General features: G+C 54.3%; 17 protein-coding genes and 1 tRNA gene. 12 read left to right on the top strand and 6 right to left on the bottom strand.

Annotation, left to right across the window (positions count from 1 at the left end; translation table 11 throughout):
* Window positions 1–57 precede the first annotated feature (57 nt).
* A complete protein-coding gene (locus WNY39_RS13405) occupies window positions 58–1,077 on the bottom strand; it encodes a sugar ABC transporter substrate-binding protein (protein WP_341233618.1) in 1,020 nt (339 codons plus the stop codon).
* Between the two features lie 159 nt (window positions 1,078–1,236).
* On the opposite strand from WNY39_RS13405, the gene WNY39_RS13400 reads away from it, so the two are divergent.
* The 6 genes from WNY39_RS13400 (at window position 1,237) to WNY39_RS13375 (ending at window position 9,987) form a co-directional block, all read left to right on the top strand.
* Window positions 1,237–2,463 carry an ROK family transcriptional regulator gene (locus WNY39_RS13400; RefSeq protein WP_342846180.1) on the top strand — a complete coding sequence of 409 codons (1,227 nt, stop codon included), beginning with the start codon at window positions 1,237–1,239 and terminating at the stop codon, window positions 2,461–2,463.
* Window positions 2,460–3,152, top strand: coding sequence for a D-lyxose/D-mannose family sugar isomerase (locus WNY39_RS13395; protein ID WP_342846178.1), 693 nt, complete (start codon window positions 2,460–2,462; stop codon window positions 3,150–3,152). Before WNY39_RS13400 ends, WNY39_RS13395 begins: the two co-directional genes overlap by 4 nt.
* Before the next feature lie 132 nt (window positions 3,153–3,284).
* Complete coding sequence (locus WNY39_RS13390; RefSeq protein ID WP_342846176.1) at window positions 3,285–4,418, top strand: glycine cleavage system protein T; 1,134 nt, start codon at window positions 3,285–3,287, stop codon at window positions 4,416–4,418.
* Window positions 4,419–4,554: 136 nt separating this feature from the next.
* Window positions 4,555–5,250: a hypothetical protein gene (locus WNY39_RS13385; protein WP_342846174.1), complete on the top strand. Its 696-nt coding sequence runs from the start codon at window positions 4,555–4,557 to the stop codon at window positions 5,248–5,250.
* The gene (locus WNY39_RS13380) at window positions 5,219–6,685 is read left to right on the top strand and encodes a DNA polymerase Y family protein (protein WP_342846172.1); all 1,467 of its coding nucleotides are present in this window, start codon (window positions 5,219–5,221) and stop codon (window positions 6,683–6,685) included. Before WNY39_RS13385 ends, WNY39_RS13380 begins: the two co-directional genes overlap by 32 nt.
* A complete protein-coding gene (locus WNY39_RS13375) occupies window positions 6,685–9,987 on the top strand; it encodes an error-prone DNA polymerase (RefSeq protein WP_342846170.1) in 3,303 nt (1,100 codons plus the stop codon). The genes WNY39_RS13380 and WNY39_RS13375 overlap by 1 nt, the downstream gene beginning before the upstream one ends.
* 217 nt (window positions 9,988–10,204) lie before the next feature.
* Here WNY39_RS13375 and WNY39_RS13370 read toward each other — a convergent pair whose 3' ends face one another.
* The 4 genes from WNY39_RS13370 to WNY39_RS13355 form a co-directional block, all read right to left on the bottom strand.
* Window positions 10,205–10,627, bottom strand: a complete 423-nt coding sequence (locus WNY39_RS13370) for a hypothetical protein (protein ID WP_342846168.1) — start codon at window positions 10,625–10,627, stop codon at window positions 10,205–10,207.
* A 111-nt stretch (window positions 10,628–10,738) separates the two neighbouring features.
* Entirely contained in the window at window positions 10,739–12,061 is a 1,323-nt protein-coding gene (locus WNY39_RS13365) for a plasmid recombination protein (protein ID WP_342846166.1), read from the bottom strand.
* Window positions 12,062–12,525: 464 nt separating this feature from the next.
* Window positions 12,526–13,455, bottom strand: coding sequence for a cyclic nucleotide-binding domain-containing protein (locus tag WNY39_RS13360; RefSeq protein WP_342846164.1), 930 nt, complete (start codon window positions 13,453–13,455; stop codon window positions 12,526–12,528).
* Window positions 13,452–14,315, bottom strand: coding sequence for a WYL domain-containing protein (locus WNY39_RS13355; protein ID WP_342846162.1), 864 nt, complete (start codon window positions 14,313–14,315; stop codon window positions 13,452–13,454). Before WNY39_RS13355 ends, WNY39_RS13360 begins: the two co-directional genes overlap by 4 nt.
* Window positions 14,316–14,426: 111 nt before the next feature.
* On the opposite strand from WNY39_RS13355, the gene WNY39_RS13350 reads away from it, so the two are divergent.
* From WNY39_RS13350 to WNY39_RS13325, 6 genes are all read left to right on the top strand, one after another.
* Window positions 14,427–16,067, top strand: coding sequence for an adenylate/guanylate cyclase domain-containing protein (locus tag WNY39_RS13350; protein ID WP_342846160.1), 1,641 nt, complete (start codon window positions 14,427–14,429; stop codon window positions 16,065–16,067).
* A 1,797-nt stretch (window positions 16,068–17,864) separates the two neighbouring features.
* Entirely contained in the window at window positions 17,865–20,432 is a 2,568-nt protein-coding gene (locus WNY39_RS13345) for an NB-ARC domain-containing protein (protein ID WP_342846158.1), read from the top strand.
* Between the two features lie 517 nt (window positions 20,433–20,949).
* Window positions 20,950–21,516, top strand: coding sequence for a type II toxin-antitoxin system PemK/MazF family toxin (locus tag WNY39_RS13340; RefSeq protein ID WP_342846156.1), 567 nt, complete (start codon window positions 20,950–20,952; stop codon window positions 21,514–21,516).
* Window positions 21,513–21,956 (top strand): hypothetical protein, encoded by a 444-nt coding sequence (locus tag WNY39_RS13335; protein WP_342846154.1) that lies wholly within the window; start codon window positions 21,513–21,515, stop codon window positions 21,954–21,956. The genes WNY39_RS13340 and WNY39_RS13335 overlap by 4 nt, the downstream gene beginning before the upstream one ends.
* A gap of 199 nt (window positions 21,957–22,155) precedes the next feature.
* Window positions 22,156–22,368 (top strand): hypothetical protein, encoded by a 213-nt coding sequence (locus WNY39_RS13330; protein ID WP_342846152.1) that lies wholly within the window; start codon window positions 22,156–22,158, stop codon window positions 22,366–22,368.
* Entirely contained in the window at window positions 22,369–24,066 is a 1,698-nt protein-coding gene (locus WNY39_RS13325) for a recombinase family protein (protein ID WP_342846229.1), read from the top strand.
* Here WNY39_RS13325 and WNY39_RS13320 read toward each other — a convergent pair.
* Window positions 24,023–24,099: transfer RNA gene (locus WNY39_RS13320), tRNA-Met, on the bottom strand. The genes WNY39_RS13325 and WNY39_RS13320 overlap by 44 nt on opposite strands.
* Window positions 24,100–24,267: the final 168 nt, after the last annotated feature.

The raw sequence follows: 24,267 nt of genomic DNA, 5'->3' as shown, positions 1-24,267 counted from the left end.
TTTCAGTCGGGCGCGTAATATCCGCCCGACTGACGTTATATTTTTACCGCGGCTATATCAGCCCCAGCAAAGCTTCTTGCCTTCAGCGACACTGATGCTTTCGACGCCGTCAACCGGCTTGTCGGTCACAAGTGCCACGCCAGTGTCAAAGAAATCCTTGCCTTCGCTGGCCTGTGGCTTTGTGCCGTCCTTGGCGAAAGCTGCGATTGCTTCGATCCCTTTGGATGCCATCAGCAGCGGGTATTGCTGCGACGTGGCACCGATCACGCCGTCCTCGATGTTTTGAACACCCGGGCAACCGCCATCGACCGATACGATCAACACGTCATTCTCGCGACCAATATCCTTAAGCGCCTCATAGGCACCGGCAGCGGCAGGTTCGTTGATGGTATAGACAACATTGATCCCCTGATCCTTGGCCAGAAGGTTTTCCATGGCTTTGCGGCCGCCTTCTTCGTTACCGGCGGTCACATCATTGCCCACGATGCGCGCATCGTCTTCGTCGCCCCATTTGTTGGGATCGCCCAGATCAATGCCAAAACCTTGCAAGAAACCCTGATCGCGCAGAACACCAACTGTGGGTTGGCTTACCGCCAGATCAAGCATCCCAATTTTCGCATTCGCTGCGTCATCACCCAAGGCAGCGGCAGCCCATTGGCCGATCAGTTCACCAGCAAGAAAGTTATCCGTGGCAAATGTCATGTCGGCGGCATCAATCGGGTCAAGTGGCGTATCCAGCGCGATGACCAACAGACCTGCATCGCGGGCTTGCTGTACTGCGGGCACGATTGAGGACGTATCGGATGGCGTCAGCAGAATGCCTTTGGCGCCACTGGCGATGCATGTCTCGATTGCGGCGACTTGTGTTTCGTGGTCCCCGTCGATCTTGCCAGCATAGGAGTTAAGCTCCATGCCCAACTCAGCGGCCTTGGCCTCTGCGCCTTCGCGCATTTTAACGAAGAACGGGTTTGTGTCCGTCTTGGTGATCAGACATGCCGAAACGGCGTGGCTGCCGGCAGATGCGGTGCTTGCCAGTGCGATCAGACCCAATGCGGTCCCTGCGATAAGTTTGTTCATGCTATTCCTCCCAGAATTTCAAACAGCGCGGCGAATCAACCGCGACGACAGGATTAAAATTCAACTAAACTGCGCGCCTGTCAATTAATAAATAAACTTGACTTATTAATTATATCGCTGCAGTTTTACAAAGGGATTTGGATAAGTTGAGCGCGCAGCATGAATGATTACACCGCGGTACGTCCTTTGGGCCACGGCGCAAACCAAAAAGGGCTGCGCAACCATAACGAGCGGCTGGTCCTGTCGCAGCTTCAGCGTCATGGCGCGATGCCCGGCAGTGATCTGGCCCGCCTAACCGGCCTGTCCGCCCAAACCGTGTCTGTTATTTTGCGAAAGCTGAAAAACGATGGCCTGACGCAACAGGGCAAACCCGTGCGCGGCAAAGTCGGTAAACCGTCTGTCCCGATTACACTTAATCCGATGGGCGCTTTGTCCATCGGGTGTAAACTGGGCCGTCGAAGCTGCGATCTGATTGTGATGGATATGTGCGGTGCTACCTTGTTCAAGCGCAGCCTGACCTATGAGATCGCCCTCCCCCAGACGATTTTTGAGTTCTTGGCGACAAGCTATGCCGACGCGCTTGTCGAAATTGGCCCTAAAGCAGCGGCGCAACTGTGCGGTTTTGGCATCGCGGCCCCCTTCGAGATTTGGAAATGGGGCGCGTCGAATGGCAATACACCCGAGGATTTTCTGTCCTGGAAGGATTTGACCTTTCACGAGGAGATTGCCCGTTTTACGGACCTTCCGGTGTTCATGTTGAACGACGCCACCAGCGCCTGCTGGGCCGAACATGTCTATGGCCGGGGCCGTGAATTCCACGACTACGCCTATTTTTTCGTCTCGACTTTTATCGGCGGCGGCATCGTCCTTAATCAGTCTGTTTACGAGGGCAACAGAGGCAACGCTGGCGCGTTTGGCCCGTTGCGCGTCGGCGACCGTGCTGGGCGCACCAAGCAGTTGCTGGATGTGGCATCGGTCCATGTTCTTGAAAGCGCCCTGTCGAAAGCCGGACATGACCCCCGTGATCTTTGGAAACAACCGCAAGATTGGTCGGCCTATCCGGCAGAGGTTGAGGATTGGATTGACGGATCGGCCCATGCCATTGCGCAGGCGTGTATGTCGGTGTGCGCGGTCATCGACTTTGAGGCCGTGGTGATTGACGGCGCGCTGCCCCCTGATGTGCGCCACCGCTTGGTCGCCGCCGTCACCGCCAAGCTACCCGCAGAAGACAGTCGCGGCTTGCTTTTACCCGCCATCGAAGAGGGCGTCATTGGCGGCGAAGCACGCGCGCTTGGGGCAGCCTGCGGCCCGATTTTCAGCCAGTATTTCTTTACCACGCAGTTTGCCTCACTCGAGCAGGCACCAGCAGAGCGGGATCGCGGATGAAACGGTCGACCATCAACACACTTGTGGCCCAAGCGGGCGATATGATCGCGCGACACGGCTTTTTGCTGCCTCCCTTTGCCGATTGGTCGCCTGCTGATTTTACCGCCCACAGGCACAGTGCGGCACATCTGATCGACGCCCGCTGCGGCTGGGATGTGACCGATTACGGTGCGGGGCGGTTTGATGAAATGGGCCTTGTTCTATTTACACTGCGCAACGGTGTGCTGGCTGACCTGAATGCGGGGCGCGGCATGTGCTATGCCGAAAAACTGCTGATATCGCGTCAGGATCAACTGTCGCCCATGCACACCCACAAGATCAAAGCCGAAGACATCATCAACCGCGGCGGTGGCACGCTGGTGGTCGAGCTGTTTGGCTCAGATGCCGCAGGTCGACTTGACCCCAATGCCGGTGGTCAGGTGATGTGCGACGGTCAATGGGTGACCTTCAATGCTGGCGACAAACTGCGCCTTGCACCCGGGCAAAGCGTCACCTTGCGCCCCGGCGACTGGCACGCCTTTTGGGGCGAAGGCGCGGATGTGCTGATCGGCGAGGTCAGCACCGTCAACGATGACGAGACGGATAATATCTTTCACGAACCGATTGCGCGCTTTTCCCAGATTGTTGAGGACGCAGCCCCCGCGCGGTTGCTGGTCAGCGACTATGACAATCATTTCAACGCTGATTAAGCGCAGCTAAAGGGCACCATATTTCACCTGCAAACTTTTGCTAAAACGTTGAATATTTTGCCCCCTTAATGCAGTAAGTAACCATATGGTGCCGGCGAAACGGATGGCGCAGTAACTGCAGGAAATACCTACGTGACATATCAGATCGGCATTGGCCCCAATAATAGAAAATCGGTGTATTTTGATGCCACTGTCGCGGATGGTGTGGCGTGTTTTTCAGTCTACAATCACATGTTCATTCCGGTGCATTTTGGTGAGCCTGAGGCCGAATATGACAGCCTGATGAATGGCGTTGCAATGTGGGATGTGGCAGCACAGCGGCAGGTCGAAATCGCAGGGCCGGATGCGGCGAAGCTGGTGCAATACCTCACAACGCGGGACATCACGAAAACCAAGGTCGGCCAGGGCCGCTATGTCCCGATTTGCGATCACGCGGGCAATCTCATCAATGATCCGGTGCTGCTGATGCTGGCCCCCGACCGGTTTTGGCTGTCAATCGCTGACAGTGATATCGCCCTGTGGGCCAGCGCCATCGCGGCGGAATGCGGCATGAATGTTCAGGTCTTCGAGCCGGACGTATCGCCGCTGGCCATTCAAGGACCCAAGGCCGAAGCTGTGGTTGCCGATCTGTTTGGCGATTGGGTGAAGGAACTGAAATACTTCGGGTTCAAGCAAACCCAATTGCAGGGCATTCCCTTGGTTCTGGCACGGTCGGGCTGGTCCAAGCAGGGCGGGTTTGAGCTTTACCTCCAAGATGGTGCGCGCGGGTGTGACTTGTGGAACATCGTCAAAACGGCAGGCGCGCCCTATGGCATCCGCCCCGGTGCCCCCAATGACCTTGAGCGGATCGAGAGCGGGTTGGTTTCCTATGGCGCAGATGGCCGCTTGCAAACAAACCCCTGCAACCCGTTTGAGATTTCATTGGGCAAGCTCGTTGATTTTGATACCGAGGCGGACTTTGTCGGCAAAGCAGCCCTGCGAAAGATCAAAGACGAGGGGCCGAAACGAATGCGCGTGGGCTTTTTCCTGTCCGGTATGCCAGTAGAAAACTGCGCACATCAGCTGGACATTAAAACCAGCGACGGGCGTATTGTCGGCCTGCTCAGCGATTTTATCTACTCCCCCCGTTTTGCCAGCAACATCGGTGTCGGAATGATCTCGACCGCCCGCGATTATGACCCGAATGATTTGATGATCGTGCAAGATGGCACATCCCGTCAGGTCACGGTTACAGACTTGCCATTCATGAAAGAAAATGCGCCCTAAAAGCGGGTCCCGCTCTACCACCGCAAGCGAAAACCCAAGGCTGCCTGCACTGCGCGCAGCCCCTTTTCACTGCATGGCTTGCCGGATCGCAAGTTGCCAACACCCCCACATTTGAATTAGAACATATAGTGAACATATGGAATCATCTGTGTCGTGCAAACCTACAAATATACGCAAACTCAGCAACGGGCCCAGTTCGGGGCCTGCGCCGACGCAATGGCACACGCTGTCGGAGATTTTCCCGACAGCGGCCACCGATACAGCAGGTTTGGGTTTTTTACTGTCCAAACTTCCCGCCAGCAGCGCCCCTGTTTTCTGGGTCCAAGACCGGCTGTCACGACAAGAGACAGGTCACCCCTACCTGCCGGGTTTACCGAACCGGCCCATCATCCGTATCGATGTGAACCGTCCTGTCGATGTGCTGTGGGCGATGGAAGAAGGCCTCAGATGCACGTCCCTTGCCGCGGTGGTCGGCGAAATATGGGGCGATCCCAAGGCGCTGGATTTCACCGCCACCAAACGGCTGGTGATACGGGCGGAACGCAATGGGATACCCTGCTGGCTGGTCCGGCGCGCGGCATCACCCGACCTCAGCGCCGCACGAAACCGGTGGCGTGTGACGTCGCTGCCGTCCCTGCCCCATCCGCACGACCCCAAAGCCCCCGGCGACCCGCGCTGGCAGGTCGAATTGTTCCGCGCGCGCCATACCCAGCCCGGCACATGGATCGCGACCCATGACCGGACGGCGGATCGTGTCGATATATCTTCCCCATTTCGCGATGGACCGATGGCAAAGAACGATGGAGAGGCTAAGCGCCGCGCCACCCGATGACGTGGCCGTTGTTCTGGCCTGCGAAGGGCAGCACGGTCCGGTCATCCATGCAGCCAATCGTCCGGCGCGCCTTGTCGGGGTCCACCTTGGTGCCCGCGTCGTGGATGTCAAAGCTGCCTGCCCCGACCTGCGCGTTGAATACGCCGATCTCGCCGGGGACGAGATTGCCCTGAACCGCCTCATGCTATGGGCGCGGCGCTGGTGCCCTTGGACAGTCGTGGACGGTGCGGACGGGTTGATACTGGATACAACCGGTGCCGACCACTTGATGGGCGGCGAGGCGGCCATGTTAATCGAGATGGAACAGCGCCTGTCGTTTCTGGGCCTCACCTCTCGGGTGGCTGTTGCGCCGACATGGGGGGCAGCATGGGCGCTGGCGCGATACGGGCAGATCAGAGCGATTTGCCCAGCCGAAAGATTAGCGGCCCAACTTGCGCCCCTGCCTGTTTCCGCACTGCGCCTGAACGAGGCCACCCTGATCTTGCTGCGCCGTCTCGGCCTCAAGACCATTGGCACCCTCGCCGATGTACCGCGCCTGTCCCTGACCCGCCGTTTTGCCCGCGAGGCCCTGCACGCGAACCCGCTGCTCAGGCTTGATCAGGCCATGGGGCATCTGGCCGAACCCGTCGCAAGCAAAGAAACCCGGCCAAGGATCAAGGCGCAAACACCACTGCCCGAACCGATCCAAGATCCAACGGCCTACCTGCCCGACCTTTGTGGGGAACTTTGCAATCAATTGATCCATCACGGTTTGGGCTGCCGCCGTCTATCCCTAAGCGTCTACCGCACCGACGGTGAGGTCAGCACGATCGCGGCGGCCATTGCAGCGCCCAGTCGTGATCCCGCCCACCTCGCCCGTCTTTTCGATGTCAAGCTGGAGCGGATCAAGCCAGGGTTCGGGTTCGACCTGATCACGCTGGAAGCAGAAACGGTTGAACCCGTCGCCATTGTACAGAACCGGCTGGGTGGCGGATCGGACGAGGAACTGCAGCTTGCGCAACTGATTGACCGTCTGATGGCCCGGTTTGGGGATCGGTCGGTCAAGCATCCTGTGCTTCACGCCAGTCACCTGCCCGAGCGCGCAGAAAGGATGGCCCCCGCGCTAAACACGGCGCAGGATATGACCCTAACCTTGCCCCGCGAACGCCCTATCCGGCTGCTGTCCTCACCAGAAGAGGTGCGCGTCGTCTATGCCGTTCCCGAAGGTCCCCCCGCCCAATTCATCTGGCGGCGACAGACCCACAAGGTCGCCCGCTATGTCGGCCCCGAACGCATTGCACCGGAATGGTGGAAGGACCGTCCCGGAACACGGCTGCGCGATTATTTCAAGATTGAGGATCAGCTTGGCAAACGTCTTTGGCTGTACCGAGAGGGGCTGCATGAGGACGGGCGCGGCGGCGACCCACGGTGGTTCATCCACGGGATGTTCGCATAATGCCCGAGATGGACAATCAGCGCCCACGGCGCACCCTTGATACAGACGGGTTCACCCCCAACCCCCGCGCCGCCTTTGTCGAGCTTGGCGTTAGCACCTGTTTTTCGTTCCTGCGCGGGGCATCGGATGCCGTAGATCTATGCGCAACCGCTTGGGCGCAAGGGCATGATGCGCTTGGCGTGGCCGATCTGAACACAATGGCAGGCGTTGTGCGCATTCATGCCGAAGCGCGAAAAGCCTGCCTGCGGCCCATCATCGGCGCACGCCTGAAGCTTGTGACCGGCGAGGAGTTTTTGGCCTATCCACGGGACCGTGACGCTTATGGGCAGCTTTGCGAAGTGTTATCGCGTGGCAAGATGCACGACAAAAACGGCGATTGGCAAGCAAAGGGAGCCTGCGATATCAGCCTCAAGGATTTGGCGGCCAACGCGGATGGTGTACAACTAATCATTCTACCGGATGAGAACCTTGGCCAGTTTGCCGCCAGACTGCCCGCCCTAACCCGCGCCCTGTCCACCCTGCGCCATGTGGCAGCAAGCTATCTGTACCGCGGCGATGACCGGGCACGGATCAACCGGTTGGATCATCTGGCAAAAGAGCATGGTCTATCGATCTTGGCCACAAATGACGTGCATTATCATGCGCCGGACCGTCGTCCTTTGCAGGACGTGATGACCTGCATCCTGAACAAAAAAACCATCACCAAGGCCGGCTTTCTCTTGGCGGCAAACGCGGAACGTCATCTGAAATCACCCGCGCAGATGGTCGATCTTTTTGCCGAATGGCCCCATGCGATCCGCGCCACCCGCGCGGTTGCAGATGCCTGCACCTTCGACCTGCGCCAGCTGTCCTATGAATATCCGCAAGAAACAATTCCAGCGGGCCGCACCCCGCAAGAGTATCTGACAGAGCTGACTTGGAAGGGGGCCGCAGAACGCTATCCGGGCGGCACCCCCGACAAGGTGCGCGCCGGGCTGCAAAAGGAACTGGCCCTGATCGGCAAGCTCGACATCGCGCAGTATTTCCTAACGATATACGACATCATCCAATTTGCCCGACACGAGGTCAGCCCCCCCATTCTGTGTCAGGGGCGTGGCTCTGCCGCCAATTCAGCCGTGTGCTATGTGCTGGGTATCACTGCGGTCGATCCCGACAAGAACGACCTGCTGTTCGAACGCTTCATCAGCGAGGAACGGATTGAGCCCCCCGATATCGACGTCGATTTCGAACACGAGCGGCGCGAGGAAGTGATCCAGCACATCTACAACAAATACGGGCGTGACCGGGCCGGTCTTTGCGCCACTGTCATCCATTACCGCCCCCGCATGGCCCTGCGCGAAGTGGGCAAGGTGATGGGCCTGTCCGAGGACATCACCTCGGCCTTGGCCAAGACGATCTGGGGCAGCATGGGCCGAGAAGTCGGCGAAAAAGAAGCCGCAGAGGCCGGGCTGGACCTGCGCGACCCGCTTATTGCGCGCACGATCAAGCTGGCCGATATGATGATCGGTATGCCGCGCCACTTGGGGCAGCATGTCGGTGGTTTCATCCTGACAGAAACCCCGCTGACCCGCACCGTCCCCATCGGCAACGGTGCGATGAAGGACCGCAGTTTTATTGAGTGGGACAAAGACGACATCGACGAGCTGCGCATTCTCAAGGTGGATGTGCTGGCGTTGGGGATGCTGACCTGCATCCGCAAGGCGTTCGACCTGATCGCAGCGCACCATGGCAAACGGTTCGATTTGGCGACGGTCCCAAAGGAAGACCCAAAGGTCTATGACATGCTGTGCAAGGGCGACAGCGTCGGCACATTTCAGGTCGAAAGCCGGGCGCAAATGAACATGTTACCCCGCCTGAAACCGCGCCAGTTTTATGATCTGGTGGTGCAGGTCGCCATTGTCAGACCCGGCCCCATTCAGGGCAACATGGTGCACCCCTATCTGCGACGGCGCAGCGGCAAAGAAGCGGTCGAATACCCATCCCCCGGCCCTGACCACGACCCGGATGAGTTGCAAAATATTCTGGGCCGGACGTTGGGCGTTCCAATTTTTCAGGAACAGGCGATGAAGATCGCTATGGTCGCGGCCGAGTTTTCCCCCAAGGAAGCAAATGAACTGCGCAAGGCAATGGCGACGTTCCGGTCTCGTGGCACAATCGGCGCGTTGGAAGACAAAATGGTCGAACGCATGATCGGGCGCGGATATGATCCTGAGTTTGCCAACCGGTGTTTCAACCAGATCAAAGGGTTCGGGGATTATGGCTTCCCCGAAAGCCATGCGGCAAGCTTTGCCCTGCTGGTCTACATATCCAGCTGGATCAAGTGCCACTATCCGGATGTGTTCTGCGCCGCCCTGCTGAACGCGCAACCGATGGGGTTTTATGCCCCTGCGCAAATCGTACGCGACGCCCGCGAACATAATGTCGAGGTCCGTGCGCCCGACGTGAATTTCAGCGACTGGGACACGACGCTTGAACCCGTGGGGCCGTTAAGGTTTGCCGTACGTCTAGGCCTGCGGCAGATTGATGGCCTGTCACAGGGGATGGCGGAACGTTTGGTAAAAGCACGCGGGGCACCCTTTCGCGACCTCAAGGAAATTAAAACACTTGCGCGGCTGGACGCGGGCACGATCCGCAAGTTTGCCGCCGCAGATGCGTTCCGGTCGATGGGCCTTGACCGCAGGCAGGCGCTTTGGGACGCGCGTGCCTTGCGCGACGCACCTGACCTGCCCCTGTTCCAAGACGCCCAAGACGAAGGGGCCGAGACAGCATTCGCCTTGCCGCAGATGCCCACCTGCGAACATGTCGTTGCGGATTACCAGACACTGCGATTGTCCCTCAAAACGCACCCGATGGCCTTTTTCCGGCGCAGCATGGCACGACAAGGCTATGTTCCCGCCGCCAACCTGACACAGATGCGCAACGGGCAGCCTGTCTCGCTCGCCGGTATTGTGCTGATCCGCCAGCGCCCCGGCAGCGCCAAGGGGGTGTGTTTCATCACGCTTGAGGATGAAACAGGTGTTGCCAACCTTGTCGTTTGGCCCAAGGTGATGGCGTTATTTCGCAAGGTCATCATGCAATCCCGCCTGATGCATATCTCCGGAATGGTGCAGCGTAGCGATGACGTGATCCATGTCGTGGCGCATAAGCTGGCAGATCGCAGCGATGCGCTTGATCGGCTTTCAAACGACGTTATGGACGTCCCCCTCGCGCGCGCAGACGAAGTTCGCAAGCCGCTCCCAAACGCTGCGCCGTCTCACCCTCGCAACGCGCGGATCATCCCGAAATCGCGTGATTTCCACTGACATCTCTGCTGGACCAGAATAAGTGGACGAACAAAGTGACAAAGTCGCTGATAAGCGTACCGTCGAGGGGCTTGGCGACATACTGATTACTGTAAGGGGGGGGTAAACGAACCCCTCAGACGCTGACATATATCAACAATCTGAGGGTTCGATGAATTTGGTTGCGGGAGGGGGAGTTGGACTTTGGCGAACTTTCTTTAATGTCGGCGGCTAAGTATTACGCGGGAACAAGGTCGGCGCTATCGTCGCCATCATCTTTGGCCCGCGCCTTCGCGGCTTCGCGCTCGGCTTCTTCCTTTTGGATTTGTAAATCATCTTCAACGCGCTCGAAGATACCCTCAGGCATAGTCGCGTGTTTCGCGATACGGCGGCGATTGCCGGCAGTCGCCAGCATACAGATTTCGTAGTAGAAATCTCCAACGGCTTCGGGGTCGTTTTCGGTCAGGAATGCAACCCATTCTTCGATCGTATCGGCAATCGCCTTGCGCGCGGCTTGCTGCGTGGCTTCATCCTTTTTGGACATGTTCGCGGCAACATTCGCGACCTTAAACATCGCGGCTTGCATTGCTGCGCTCATCGGCACTTCGTTGCGTTTTTTACGTGTGGCTTTGACGGGTTTGCGTGGCATACGTTTACTCATTTTAGGGTCCTTTGGTTTATTGGATCTACCGGGACGGAATGTCCGGCTGCGTAAAAATTAAATGGGAAAGCATGTCATCCTGTAGTGACTTTTTCGGGAAGAAAAATTTGATCAATCTGCTAAATCATTGTTGTTGCGTGATTTCTTTTTTTCGGGTCTTTCATGTGAAAGAATTCCTGCAGCGACTGTTTTTCTGAGGCGCATAGCCAAGTCTGAAAACGTGCCAACTTTTCCAGATATCTCGCCTCCCAAGGCTCCACCGATATTGACCAACAAAGCTTTCACCTCTTCAATCACCTTATTGGCCGCGCGGAAGTCATCTGTGACACGCTCGAACGCCTCTTTCCGCGCCTTTTTGAACATCGCAGCCCATCCACCTCGGAAGGCCTTCGCAACGCGGGAGGCACCTTTGGGCGAACGTAGTGCAAGTCGTTGCGCCCGCAAGAACACTTCGTCCTTCTCGCGCCCTTTCACAGGGGTGATCGTGGCCCCCGCCTCCGTTGCGGTGGGATCCACCACACCTTGCGCAATCGCATCGGTGATCTCGATAATAGCGTCGGCCTCTGTAGATTTTTCTTCGATGGCGACTGAGCGGGTATCAAGATCGCGTTCACGCTTTGCGAGTTCACGATCCTTCTTGCGCCGCCAGTCCCGCGTTTTGGTATGCATTCGTTTTGGCGGCGGCGTGTCGCCCTTAGCGACAGCTTGACGAAAGGCCTCTTTGCGCTTTTCACCACGATCAAGCCCGATCTCAGCAAACCATTCGCCAACGCTATCTTGGGCGTGCTCGTATTTTTTGATCACATCGAACTTCGATGGCTGCAACATCAGCCGCGTCGCAATGACCTTTTTCTCGCCGGTCTTTTTATCCGTACGCGTCATCTCGACAAGTGCACGCGGCATAACCACAGCGTGGATGTGATAAGCATCTTCATCGAGGTCTGCACGGGCGTGAATAACGTCATTGCCAAACTGCTTCTTCAGCCACGCGATGGACAGGCGCTGAAAATCCGCGATCCTTTGGTTCTTGCCGACGCCTTCATCAAGAACTGCTGCGGGATCCGCATCGAACCATTCCTTGTTGGCCGTCAAAATCACTTCTCGCATCGGCCCGTGCCGTGTTGGACGCCAGGGATTGTGAGGCCCTTCTGCCAAGCGCTGTTGGATATCTTTTTTGCGGTTCCGCTTTTCCAGCGCCTCCAACTCAGCCGCGAAGTTCTGCGCTTTAATCTCGGAAATCTCAGCCAAGGCCTCAGCGGCCCAATCCTCAGATCCAATCAGGCGACGGTTGGGCGCTGGTGGATACTTGAGGACATGACCAAGGTCGCCCCCAACCCGCTTGCGATGTTTTTCATAACCGGCAAGGTTTTCCGGGCCGATGCCCTCAAGGCGCAGAACAACAGGGTAACGTGTGTCGAAATGTGAACCATCCATTTTTTATCTCCTTGGTGGTGGAGACGAAAAAATGGATACGCAAATTCTGAGACCATAATTTTAATGGTCGAAAGTTTCCGGTGAAAGAATTTGCTCAAGAGATGGTGCGCTAGTGGACTATCAATCGGTAGGTCGTTTGGGCGGGAAGCCGACCTTCGCTGCAGATGCGAGGCCTCAGGGGCGGTCCGGTGAAAGCAGCCATTCAATGAAAAGGTCTTCGCATCCGAAAGTCCGACGATAGGGTTCGTCACGTTTTCCAGTACGGATGTCGGGTCGGATTGAATGATTTGAAAGCGCGTCGAGAGGGGACGGAACAGGCAGTAAATTCGTTGATAAAAACCGACTGGTTTTGGCTTCCTTATTCAAGCTGTGGACCTCGATTATTGTCGCCAACGGGAGTTTCCCGATGATACCTGAGGCAGACGACATCGAACATTAAAGGAAGCCTCCCTCAAGATGAAAGGTTAATTGGGATGGCGCGACTTTAAGTTATGCTTCGCTTTTGACCGTTCCGAGCCAAAAAAGTATGCGTAGACGCAGAATGCGGTGAAGAGTAAAATGTCTGTTCCGTCAATGATGGCCTCTCGCGGGGCTACACGTTCGATTTCGAAAGACGCCACCTCGCTTCCCAAAACTGACATCCCCCCCTTGCCGCTAAGCAGAATTCGGTCAGCCACGGCAATCAGAATAACCTTAGACATGCCGAGAGAGCAGGCGAACTGAACAGTCCAGACAAACATTGCTCCAGCCATAAGCGCGGCGGTCGTTATGCAGTTAAATAATATCCACATTGGAGAGAGACCAATGAGAAACGATGCGAAGGCCAGTATGCCACCGGTTGTCGATGCCACAATGCCGATCATTATTAGGTTAGGGCGCTCATTAGGTATCTCTTCTACTTCAGCTCTTCTAGCTCCGATGTTGCGCACTGTCATTTGGAGGTTTCTCTGATGCGCGCGTCTATCGAACTCGCTATTCTCCGCAATAGCATCGCAATATACTTGCGCTGGGACTTTGAGCGCCACTACCCGCTCAGAGTTGGCCATAACTGACGCTGTCCGAAATTGGTCCGCTTTTTGAGCTGCAATCTCTCCTACAGACTGCGGCGCGTCATATGAATGCCTCTCATGCGTCGTGCCATCCTGGTTATTTTTCAATATTGCGATATTTCCAGTTAGAACGAAGTAAACATCTCGGTCGTCTGCGCCCTCACGGATCAACATATCGCCCTTTGAGAACTCTATTGATTCCCCGGCGGCGTCTAAGAACTTTTCGACGGTCTCGGGTAGGCCGCTTAAGATTTCCGATTGAAGCAATATCTCTCGAATTCTATCTTGATCGAGAGGACTGGTAGCGGTTTCAGTTCGCTTGGATTCACTAGTTGGTTTGCTCATCGCCATCCTAACCACGTCTCAACAATATCCGGTTCAACTAATGACAAACGCAGCGCAGAAGGGGCGCTTAAGTCGTTGCCTTTGAAGGGGACAAAACCGTAAGTTCGAAGCATGTAAGTGAGCATGGCTTGTCTGACGCGCAACTCCAACTTCCCGTTTGCCATTCCGTGTTCATATTCGACCGCTTGTCGGGTCATTTCTTCCGCGTTCGGATCAGCTTCCATCTGTAGGACAACATAGCGTTCCCAATCCTCATCTATTGGGGCTTCAGCATGTTTGCTGCATCGTGTCGCCGATTTGAAGCGTGACATCACAAAGTCCGAAAATCGTTCCTTTGACACGTCATATGCTCGCACATGCCAACGGCTTCGGTCGCTGGCCAATGCATGCGGAAGCAACGTGCGAGGTTCGACGGGGGAGCCTGTCATTGACGTATATACTGCCACCATAGGTGATCTGTTTTGGATCGCCCATAGAGTTGTTCTTAATACGTCGGGGTCAACTGTTCGCGTCGGTAGCTCAGTGATTTCGTGAGCTGGCATGTTTGATGGCCACGATCCTTTCAAAGTTCTGTATCCGAGGGCGTGCATCTCAAGTTGTCGGAAATATCCGTCCGACTTCGGAGATGCGATGATCGGTTGAAAATCTTTGGCTGGGGTGTAGGCCTTTTTCCGAGGGTCATAATGCATGGCCTCTGGGCACAGCGAGACATAGGTGGACAGGTCCTTTGTCGCTTGAGGGGCGGAGATACCAAACTGCTCCTGAAGCTTTCGCCTTCCAATCTCGCCCTCCCACAGGAGGTGAAATTCTATGAACGCCAAGCGCCTGCGTTGGATCATTTTTATGTCTGATAGTTTCATAACGCCCCCTTTTGCTATTCATTAGTAGCACCTCCCTTAAAATCATGATAGTCATAGTTTTTATTATCACCTTTGATTCGAAGAGTATTTAACGCAGATTGGAGAAAACAGATGGCTTGGAATGCAGAACGAGCGAGTAAACGTATCAAGTCTCTGATGTCCTCGGTCCCAAAACCGACGGTACAGAACTTTGACGTGTTTCTTGAGAAACGCCGGAAAGCTCACAAGTGGGTAGATGTAGCCTCCGAGAGCACGTCCATTTTTCGGGTTCGTCGTGGGCAGGCCATAATTGTTGATGCAATCCACATATACTTCTCGATCCAAAACCTCGACGAGCACCGGATTGAAAGTGGCGTTGAGACTGAGCGAGGGCATGCACGGATGCTTGAGTTCCTTCATATGCACTACAGCGCCTGCGACAGAATTTCGGAATTTGGAGCGGTTCAGCGCGTCGATTTTCATGGTGGACGGATGCACGCAATTGTGCCTGCACTGACCGATGCAGGGATCACGAGTATTGAAGTCGCTCAGGCGTTTCGGTTTATCGATCTGTATCGAGAGGTCGCAGCACGAGCAGCAGAAGACCTAGCGGAGGAGGGTTTACAAGCGAAGTTCAGAATTGGTGTCGATGCGGGAAAGTGCGTCGCCATTGATGACGGATCGGCGGACGATTCCGAGCCGGTATTTCTCGGTAGCGCTGCAAATCAAGCAGCGAAGTTGGCAGAGGGAGACGAGAGTGGCGTGCATGTTTCCCAACGTGTTCGCGACATACTCAATCTCGGTCAGGCCCAGAACAGTGCTGATGGGCTTTCGCATATTTCAGATATGAAGGTGTCTGAGGTGGCGAACAATCGCGGTTACTTCTCTGAGGCAAATATTCAAAATGGACGGTCGATGCCTACGGCAGATCAAGTCATGGAGGCGTGGGCGGACGAACGCACCTCTCAAACGGCTCTCGGTAAAACAACAAATGTATCCTTCTCTTTTTATCATGCGCCCCCGCCACTTAGGGAGATCAAATACTCCGACCTCATGCCTTCCAAATCAATTCGGATGGATTTGGTGTCGCTGTTTGCGGACATCGATGGGTATACCGCGTTCGTAGAGAGCGCGATTAGCACAGGCAAAGTGCCTGAGGCTGTCCGTGCGCTCTACGTAATACGAGGCGAGTTGCAGAATGTTCTGGAAAGCGATTTCGGAGGACGCAAGGTCCGCTTTATTGGGGACTGCATCCACGGAGTTACGGCTTCTGGAGATCACTTGAAGACAAACCGGGGTGAGAGCGTCAGGAAGGGGCTCCAATTGGCAGGAGGCTTAGAATCTTCTTTCCGCCTCTGTAAAGAAGCACTTGAGGGCACTGAACATCTGGGGCTAGCGATCGGGATGGAACTTGGACCGACGCCTATAACTCGTTTAGGCATTCGAGGTGATCGGTCCGTTCGTGTGGCCGCTAGTTCGGCGACGTCAATGTCAGAGCAAATGCAGCGTGGTATTGAGAGCGGCGTAGCGGTTGGACCAGTTGCAGTTAGAGTGGCAGGTCCTGCAATTCACGACCTGATTGATGCGCACGGTATCGGTTCGAACCGAACCTACAATGAGGTTGTCATGGCGTTCGGGCAGGAGGAAGAAGGTCGACATGAACCTGCATATCTAAACACTCCGACGATAAAGCGATCTACTCAAGCCGAGGAGGACTATGCGCCTGAGCCTGTTACTATTCGACCAGCGGCGGGACGCGCACATTTTGGATGATTTTGGCCTGCCTCGTTTGTTGCTCAAAGCCCTTCCAAATTGGGTTGAAATACTTGGCCCCCGAGATGGCGGGGTCGAAATACTTGCGCGACCGCCATCTCCGGATGGTTCGGTTGTCCGAGATTGGTTTCTTGTTATTGGACCTTCAAAGCTAGGTGGAAGTTCTGTGAGAGAGTCAGCTCTTGGCGCTCAGCTTCCAAAATGTTGCCCAGAACGACATATCAATGAAGACGGGTCCTTTTGCACTCAGCTTGATAGCGTTGGAACGATTATTGATGTTGAGGCGGCCCATGCATGGTGGCGTTCTCTCAAGACATTTCTTGTGCATCAATTTAACGCCGAAACTACAGGGTTGTGGCCTGTTGGCGCTCAGTTCTCTCATGGCCTTGCAGCAGACGTGCAGTTGGACATGGAAAAGATCGCGCTTCCGCTCGGTTGGATTGATGAGCTCCTTGAAGGAATTTTCCGGCACCGAGGGTGGTTAGGGAACGAATTATTACCCTTCGCGAAAGGCCATAGGGGAAAGCCCAGTCACGTGGCAAATTCAAGAACAGCTTGTCCTCGTGGCTGTCGGAAGACCGCGTCAGGTTCCGTTCATTGCATGGATATAACTATGCAGGAGCCTCAAACTGGAAAGCCGACGCTTCGAACCGACTGTCCACATAGGGTAGAAATGGAGCAGCTAATCATGCTTGAGCACAAGCGTAGGCGGTTGGAAAAATTGATGATCATTGAGATCGTTCAACGAGGGGTAAAGTGCTGTGGTACGATGCAACACTGCCCACTTAGAAAGCAGTGCAGTAAAATAAGTGCTACGTGAGACCATAAGTCCAGTATTGGTCTTATCGTTCACATGTGACTCTCAGTCTGGACGTGTCGCGCTTTAGTGCCGTGAGCGCCCGCAGATACGGGCGGACTTCAGATCGGCGCTGCTACTCCCGCCGATTATTTCCTGTGGGCCGGAAACGACATGCGTCGGCTTCTTCGGAGCGCTAGTCATTTACTCACTAAGTAGCTCGCACTCCGGCCCTTCGGTTCTGCGTGCGAGCTACGCGTTCGCCAGGGGCAAGCCCCTGGACCCCGGGCCGCCTGCGGCGACCTTGGGAGACGTCCAACTCTCCCAAACCCGCACGGGGCTTTCAGCCCGAGAAAGGGAGGTTTCGCCCACCCCTTTCATCCCCACTCGCAGGGTCGTCGTTCGCCACTCCCCCTGCACCCCCTGGCAGCCTGTCCGTCTGGGACCAAAGAGGGGCCTTCCCCTCTCTGGACACTCCAAGGCAAGGACCACTCGCCGTCTGTCCCTGCACCCTCTCAGGCGCCTCCGACGGTTTTGGAATGCAGGGAATCACAGGTCAATAGGCGTCCCATTGCTGCCGTTGACTATGCAGGTTCGATGCTGCGGTGAGGCCCGCCGAACTTGCCATTCGCTGCAACCGCTAAATCAGAGAAATGGCTAATTCACAGTCTGCGGACATTTTCTGCCGTTCGCTGCAAGCGCAAAAATCTGAACACTGTCAGATTGACATCAACATTTGTGGCGGCAACCGGATCTTCGTAGCATGTGCGTTAGACTAGTCGCGTTGCCTGGAGCGCGTCACCTTTTTGCGATATACCAGACCGCGCGAATCCAAGGCGGCTTGATCATCTATCAAGGTTAGCTACGAACTCCTCAGATTTGGCACTGCAAGTTAGCTAACCTCAGGGACCACAATTCAAACCTGCAGTTGTATTCCGAAGTTTTCTAGTGCCTTATATCGAGAAATACGTATCGGACCGTGACTAAGTTGGGACAACCAAATGGCAAGCTATCAACGAATTGCATTGTTTATTTTTTTTGACGCTATCGAGCGGGACCTGGTTCGACACATCAGATCGATTTCCAGTCAAGTTGACGACCACCTTCTCACAGAGCAAGAGCGAGAAAAAACGATTTTGCGATCGGCTAATAGCACTGATGAACCGACGGAAAATGCGGATGATTTTGATCTTTTAAACTATCTAGACCTAGGCGATAAAATAGCAATTGTTCAGAGGTTTCGCAGTAAGTTAGATGATTCTTTGCGAAGCCACTTTTCCTCCAAGCGCCAGATTTTAGAAAAATGCGTGCCTATAAGGAACTCATTGATGCACGGTCGCCCGTTAACAGTAAATGAACATGCCGTTTCATTCGCTTTGGCTAACGACCTCGTAAAAAATAAAGCGTATTGGCCGAACCTTGAACGACAATTGACAGAATACAATAATGACCCAGATTCCGTGACGCGAAAATCTGTCTCTTATTTGGACGATGTGAGTGATGTTTCTATTTTTCATAACTTACCTCTTCCAGACTATGACGATACCGGCTTCGTTCCCCGCCCCAAGTTAGAGCAAGAGTTGCGTAAAAAAATCCTTGGGCGGCACCCAGTGGTGACCGTGCTTGGCGATGGTGGGAACGGGAAAACTGCGCTAGCGCTTCAATCACTTTATGGCCTAATAAATTCGGGAGACCATGAATTCGAAGCAATTGTTTGGGTCTCTGCAAAATCGTCTAAATTGACAGTTGGTGAAATTCAAAGAGTAGAGCAGGCAATTGTTAACTCACTTGGACTATTTGATAAGATCGGAGAAGTATTCGGAGATACTGGGAAAGATCCTCTATATATAGTGCGGCAGCTACTTGAAAATAATCGAATATTACTTGTCATTGATAACTTGGAAACAGTATTGGATAAAACGATCACAGATTTCGTTGCTGATATTCCTGGTGACAGCAAAATTGTATTTACCTCAAGGGTGCCAGTGACGGGTGGGCTGACTGTATCAGTAGGCACACTTTCAGAGGCAGAAAGCACAACATATTTGCGTGCATTAATTAAAGCATACGGTATCGAAGCGCTTTCAAAGGTGAACAATGATGAGATAAAATTCTTCGCACGGAAATTGGATTACAAGCCGCTCCTTTTGAAATGGTTTTGTCTTGGTGTATCCTCAGGGCTGACACCTACAAAAATTCTGGCCAATCCAGAGATAGCCCTGAGATACTGCTTGGAAAATGTCTTTGATGTTTTAGGTAAAAATGCTCGGCTGACACTTTCAATAATCATATCCTTACCACGCGCGGTCTCACTTGGTGTACTTCAATATGTATCAGATATTGAAGTAACAAAACTTGAGTCTGGTTTGGCTGAGCTGCTCAAGTTCACTATAGTGGATACTGAGAACTTCGATGGCCTAGAGGTGAACTATAAAATCAGGCCATTTGCGAGATCTTACGTAAGCCGAATCCTCAAAGAGACACCTGTAAATAAAAACGATATAATCTCTCGTTTTCGGGGGTTAAGTTCTGTTTATCAGACAGAGAAAGGCGCTGGAGGGAAATCATGGTACAATCCTCGGCACTATACGGTCAGGTCGATTTCAGAAGCGCTGGCGGTTCAACAACTCAGGAATGTTTTGCGTCTTTCGTCTGGCAATGACTTACAAGGTGCCCTTGAAGCTTTGGAGGCTATTAAAATCGCTCATTCCGACTATTTTGAGGTGTACCGTGTTGAGGCCTTCGTAAAGATCCGTCATAATGATCTTTCTGGCGCAAATGATTCATACGTGACTGCAATAGAACTTGCACCCGAAATCCCCCAAATCCACTACTTTTATGGCGGCTTCTTTCTACGCTCCTACAATGATTGTAAAAGTGCCATTGTTCATTTAAGTGAAGCGTGTCGAATTGATCCAGATTCAATTGAAGTGAAGCGTGAGCTAGCTCGTGCAAAAATGTTCGATTTTAATTTCTCTGGGGCTGAAGAACTACTCTCAGGGGAGCTGGATAAGCACTTTTCAAATTTGAAGTCGAAGTTGATATTTTCAGATTTGAGAACACAGAATTTTCAAAAGATGATATCTCATTTTGCTCAGAATGGAATTGAAGCTGATTTGATCAAACCCATGGAGCAGTTTTTGGGATTTTTGGAAACTATTGATTCAGCCATAGTCGACGAAACTATGTTACAGCACCTGCAGAAAGCTCATTTCGAAGTTTGTCGTTTGACAATCAACACAAAACTCGGGGAACCCTTGATAAAGAAGCTGAATGAATTGATTGAGACCGCAGCTGCGAAGGTTGTGAATGATACCGTCGATGGGCCAGATATTACGATCAGAGGCGTGAAGGGTTCACTTAAAGAGCAAGGTCGCAAACCAAACTTCGGGTTTCTTGTCGAGTCGTCTGGTCGAGAGACATTTGTTCCTAGGGCTGCTGTAAACGATTTAGTTTGGCAAGACCTATGTTTAGGTGGTATTGCCAAGTATGATATCCAGACGGACGACACCGGCCGTTCTAAAGCCGTCAACGTTACGATCAGCACTTTTGCACCACTAACAAGTTAGTGTAATGAATCTTTCTAATTCGAATTTATCTATCTGGTACGAGCGTAAGGCGCGCTGTCTTAGGAGCTAATTTCTGCATAGGTGAGCGACAGTCCAGTGATTATCAACCACCTCAAAACTGAATTTGGGGCGGTTTCAACAACTTTGATTTTCTGCTTCTCGGAAATAGACCGGGACGGCATTTGATAAAGAGGGCTCGAAGCCGCCTTCCGTATCGCAGCACAAACACCTGTTCCTTGACTGCTTGACTCTGACCTGTCGCCATCAACGTAACTCAACTTCGCACTTGCAGCGAATGCACACTTTCCGCCCATTGTGCTGATCGTAACGGTTTCAACGTGATACACCTAATCCAGAACTTCCAATAAAAATTTGACGAGAGGGCATCCCTCTCGTCGCTCTCCCGGTTTTCGCCTCCAGTTTTGCTGCGCGGTCTTTGTGACGCGCAGCAAAACTGGAGGCTTTTTAGGTTTCCAAAGCTGGTGTCGATTTTCAATCGCATCACAGGAGACCCCAGATGTATTATTCCCCCCAATCCTTCGTGCCGGTTTTTGACTGGCAAGACCTTATCGAGCGCGGCGATGTCGTGCTGTTTCGCTTTCCGGTCAACGACGACGCTGATGCCCCGGCAGAGCAGCCCAAACGCCGCCCCTGCCTGGTGCTCGACGTCTTCGACCTCAACGGCACCACATTTGTTGAACTCGCTTACGGCACCTCGGCCCCAACAGAGGCCAACCGCGGCTATGAAGTCAGGGTGAACCAGACGCCCTCGTGCCACGCCGCAGGGCTTGATCGTCCGTCGCGCTTCGTCTGCGCGCGTCGCGTCATCGTCAGCGTGAACCATCCTGGTTTCGACGGGGGTGATAATCGCGGGACACTCATCGGTCGGCTCGATCCACCGCTGATCGAGCGCATGAACGACGTGCGCGCGCGCATTCATGCAGAGGCAGATATCCACGCCGAGGCCCTGCGGGAGCAAAGAGAGGAAAAAGAGCGCTGGCAGCGCGAAGAGCACGGTTTCCTTTTGCGGAACCGCGCATCTCGCGAAGCCACCCCACTCAAACTTAAAGGAGGTCTTTCATGACCCAACTTCTTCCCATCACCTATGATAACATCGACGCCCTCGCAGCATCAGCCTTTGCCAAGTCACGTGACTGCCTCACGGCAATCCAGTTGGACATCTTGCACAACATCAAACCAAAGGAACGCGTCGGGTTTCAGCGTCTTGTCGATGCGATTGAGAACCGCAAAATCTTCACCCAAGAGATGGTGGACGAACTGGATGTGCAGATCGACGTTCTCTCCCGCCATATCGAAAGCGGCACGACAGTGCTCTCACACGTCGATTACGACGAATGCAATGTGTCAGCACCTGCCTGCTGGAATGAGGCGCGCCAGACGCAACAAGCACAGGACTGCGCGCGGGCGTTTTTCATCCTGCTGGATTTGCTTGAGACGTTGATGGCTGTGCACGACCTTATGCACGCCGAGACGGCCCTGTCAGAGCTGCGCCAAACGCTCTGACCTCCCGAGACACGCAGGTTTAGACACCCTGCGTCAGGGCGCGCCGATCCCCACCTTCTGCTGCTACAGATGTCGGCCGCCCGTAAACAAAAACGCCCGCACAGATCAACTCTGTGCGGGCGCAAACGACCAACCGTAAAAGGGCACCGTGTCTCGTCGTGTTGTTGGTTTTTGGTGTCCACAACCGAAAGAGAAGCAAATGACCCTCACAAATCTGATCGACCTGATTGCCGAAGTCGCCGCCAAGCGGGCCGCTCAGGAGAGCGGAACGAAGGAGGAAACACCGAACGCAGTAGCTTGGATGATAAGGAAAAATTTGTCCAGAATAAGACGCTTACGTCCCCGCTTTTCAAAAATTGGATTTGTATTTTTCGAGGCCGTGCGGCAGCTTCGTAACTCAAGGAGATCATAAATGACATTTACGCCCCGCGTTGCGATTTACGCCCGCTTTTCAACAGATATGCAGAACCCCAAGTCTGCCGAGGATCAGGAGCGCGAATGCCGCAAGCATGCTGATCGTGAGGGATGGTCAGTTGTCCAAGTGTTCCAGGACACAGCCCTCAGCGGAGCCACCAAGGGCCGTCCAGGTTATGAGGCACTGCTGGCGGCTGTGAGAGCCCGACAATTCGATATCGTCATGTTTGAACATCTCGACCGGTTGGGGCGGGATCTTGAGTTTCTGATGGCGTTCTACAAGGAAGCCCGCCACGCAGAGTGTGAGCTGCACCAGTTGCATCGTGGCAAACTGGGCATCTTCGACATCGGTATCTTAGGCACATTCGCCCAAATATTTCTCGAAGAACTCTCCTACAAGACCCGGCGCGGCTTGATTGGTAAAATCGAGGCAGGCAAAAGCGCGGGCGGCCTGTCCTATGGGTATTGCGTGCGCCGCACAGAAGCCGGCGACGTCAACAAGGGCGAGCAGGACATCAACCGCGATGAGGCACTGGTGGTGGAGCGGATATTCACGGAATACGCCGCAGGTAAATCGCCGATCCAGATTGCCACAGACCTCAATGCCGACGGGATTCCTGCCCCGCGCGGCAAGGGCAACAGTTCCGGTCACTGGCGTCAGACAACCATCAACGGCAACCGTGAACGCGGCACTGGGATCCTGAACAACGAGCTCTACATTGGACGGCGCGTGTGGAATCGGCTGCGCTACTCCAAACATCCTGAGACTGGCAAACGGGTCTCGCGGCTAAACCCACAGGAAGACTGGATCACGTTTGAGGTCCCGGAACTCCGGATTGTCGAACAATCTGTCTGGGAGTCCGCAAAGGCGCGCCAGACTACCCAAGAAAGCCTACGAACCAAACAAGCGGCAAGCGACCCCAACGGCCTATCCGTGGCTCAGGGAATGCGACGTCGCAAGTATCTGCTTTCCGGCCTGCTGTCTTGCGGGCAATGCGGCGGCAATCTTACCATCGCGGGGAGCGGCAAGGCGCGACGCTATTACTGCGCCAATGCCAAAGAAAAAGGCGCGGCCATCTGCACCGGAATGCCAGGTTTGAAAGAACAGGATGCGGCCATCTCAATCCTCTCAGGCCTCAAGACCGGGCTGATGCAAGACGAAGCCTATGCCGAGTTTCGGGCGAAGTTTCTGGCGCGTATGAAATCCGCCGAGAAGGAGCGTGAGGATATGCTACGCATTCACAACCAGAGCATCCGCAAGCTGGAGACAAGGCACGCAAACCTGATGAAAGCGGTCGAGGATGGCGATTTTTCTGCCCCGATTGTCGCACAACTTAACAAGGTAGACGCTGAGTTGATCGAAGCCCGCGCCAAACGAGCCGAACTAACGCCAGAGCCGATCACCTTGCCTACCGACCTGCCGGCTCTTTACCGAGCCTATGTCGAGGACATTGTGGCAACCCTGCAAGACGAAGAGGTATCTGGCCGCGCCAGCGAGGAACTGCACAGCTTGGTTGATACTGTGTCGGTTGATTGGGACGCTGACGAGAAGGTTCACCACCTCGAACTGCGCGGAAAACTATTGGAGATCATAAACGCAGCAAGGCCCGCCGGAGAGGCGGGCCTTGCTGAAAGCGAAAGTTCGCTAAAGTTGGTTGCGGGAGTAGGATTTGAACCTACGACCTTCAGGTTATGAGCCTGACGAGCTACCGGACTGCTCCATCCCGCAGGGGTGTGCTATCTCTGTTGAGCGCGGGCTGCAAGGCGGTTTTCGCGGATTTTTTCAAAATTGTTACATTAATTTCAAAAAGCCATTTTCAGACGGGTCTCCAACCGAACGGCCAAGGGCTGACGTTAATTATAGGCACGCGTTTTGAGACCGTCGTACAACCGATGC

It is taken from the genome of Sulfitobacter sp. AS59 (genome assembly GCF_038899995.1).
Taxonomy (GTDB): domain Bacteria; phylum Pseudomonadota; class Alphaproteobacteria; order Rhodobacterales; family Rhodobacteraceae; genus Sulfitobacter.
Note: the sequence above shows the minus strand (reverse complement) of the source record. Positions and strands in the feature narration are given on the sequence as shown.

Excerpts from the sequence above, each read along its gene's own strand:
- WNY39_RS13405 (WP_341233618.1), bottom strand. The coding sequence starts at position 1,077 with ATGAACAAACTTATCGCAGGGACCGCATTGGGTCTGATCGCACTGGCA.
- WNY39_RS13400 (WP_342846180.1), top strand. The coding sequence starts at position 1,237 with ATGAATGATTACACCGCGGTACGTCCTTTGGGCCACGGCGCAAACCAA.
- WNY39_RS13395 (WP_342846178.1), top strand. The coding sequence starts at position 2,460 with ATGAAACGGTCGACCATCAACACACTTGTGGCCCAAGCGGGCGATATG.
- WNY39_RS13385 (WP_342846174.1), top strand. The coding sequence starts at position 4,555 with ATGGAATCATCTGTGTCGTGCAAACCTACAAATATACGCAAACTCAGC.
- WNY39_RS13380 (WP_342846172.1), top strand. The coding sequence starts at position 5,219 with ATGGAGAGGCTAAGCGCCGCGCCACCCGATGACGTGGCCGTTGTTCTG.
- WNY39_RS13375 (WP_342846170.1), top strand. The coding sequence starts at position 6,685 with ATGCCCGAGATGGACAATCAGCGCCCACGGCGCACCCTTGATACAGAC.
- WNY39_RS13370 (WP_342846168.1), bottom strand. The coding sequence starts at position 10,627 with ATGAGTAAACGTATGCCACGCAAACCCGTCAAAGCCACACGTAAAAAA.
- WNY39_RS13365 (WP_342846166.1), bottom strand. The coding sequence starts at position 12,061 with ATGGATGGTTCACATTTCGACACACGTTACCCTGTTGTTCTGCGCCTT.
- WNY39_RS13360 (WP_342846164.1), bottom strand. The coding sequence starts at position 13,455 with ATGAGCAAACCAACTAGTGAATCCAAGCGAACTGAAACCGCTACCAGT.
- WNY39_RS13355 (WP_342846162.1), bottom strand. The coding sequence starts at position 14,315 with ATGAAACTATCAGACATAAAAATGATCCAACGCAGGCGCTTGGCGTTC.
- WNY39_RS13350 (WP_342846160.1), top strand. The coding sequence starts at position 14,427 with ATGGCTTGGAATGCAGAACGAGCGAGTAAACGTATCAAGTCTCTGATG.
- WNY39_RS13345 (WP_342846158.1), top strand. The coding sequence starts at position 17,865 with ATGGCAAGCTATCAACGAATTGCATTGTTTATTTTTTTTGACGCTATC.
- WNY39_RS13340 (WP_342846156.1), top strand. The coding sequence starts at position 20,950 with ATGTATTATTCCCCCCAATCCTTCGTGCCGGTTTTTGACTGGCAAGAC.
- WNY39_RS13335 (WP_342846154.1), top strand. The coding sequence starts at position 21,513 with ATGACCCAACTTCTTCCCATCACCTATGATAACATCGACGCCCTCGCA.
- WNY39_RS13330 (WP_342846152.1), top strand. The coding sequence starts at position 22,156 with ATGACCCTCACAAATCTGATCGACCTGATTGCCGAAGTCGCCGCCAAG.
- WNY39_RS13325 (WP_342846229.1), top strand. The coding sequence starts at position 22,369 with ATGACATTTACGCCCCGCGTTGCGATTTACGCCCGCTTTTCAACAGAT.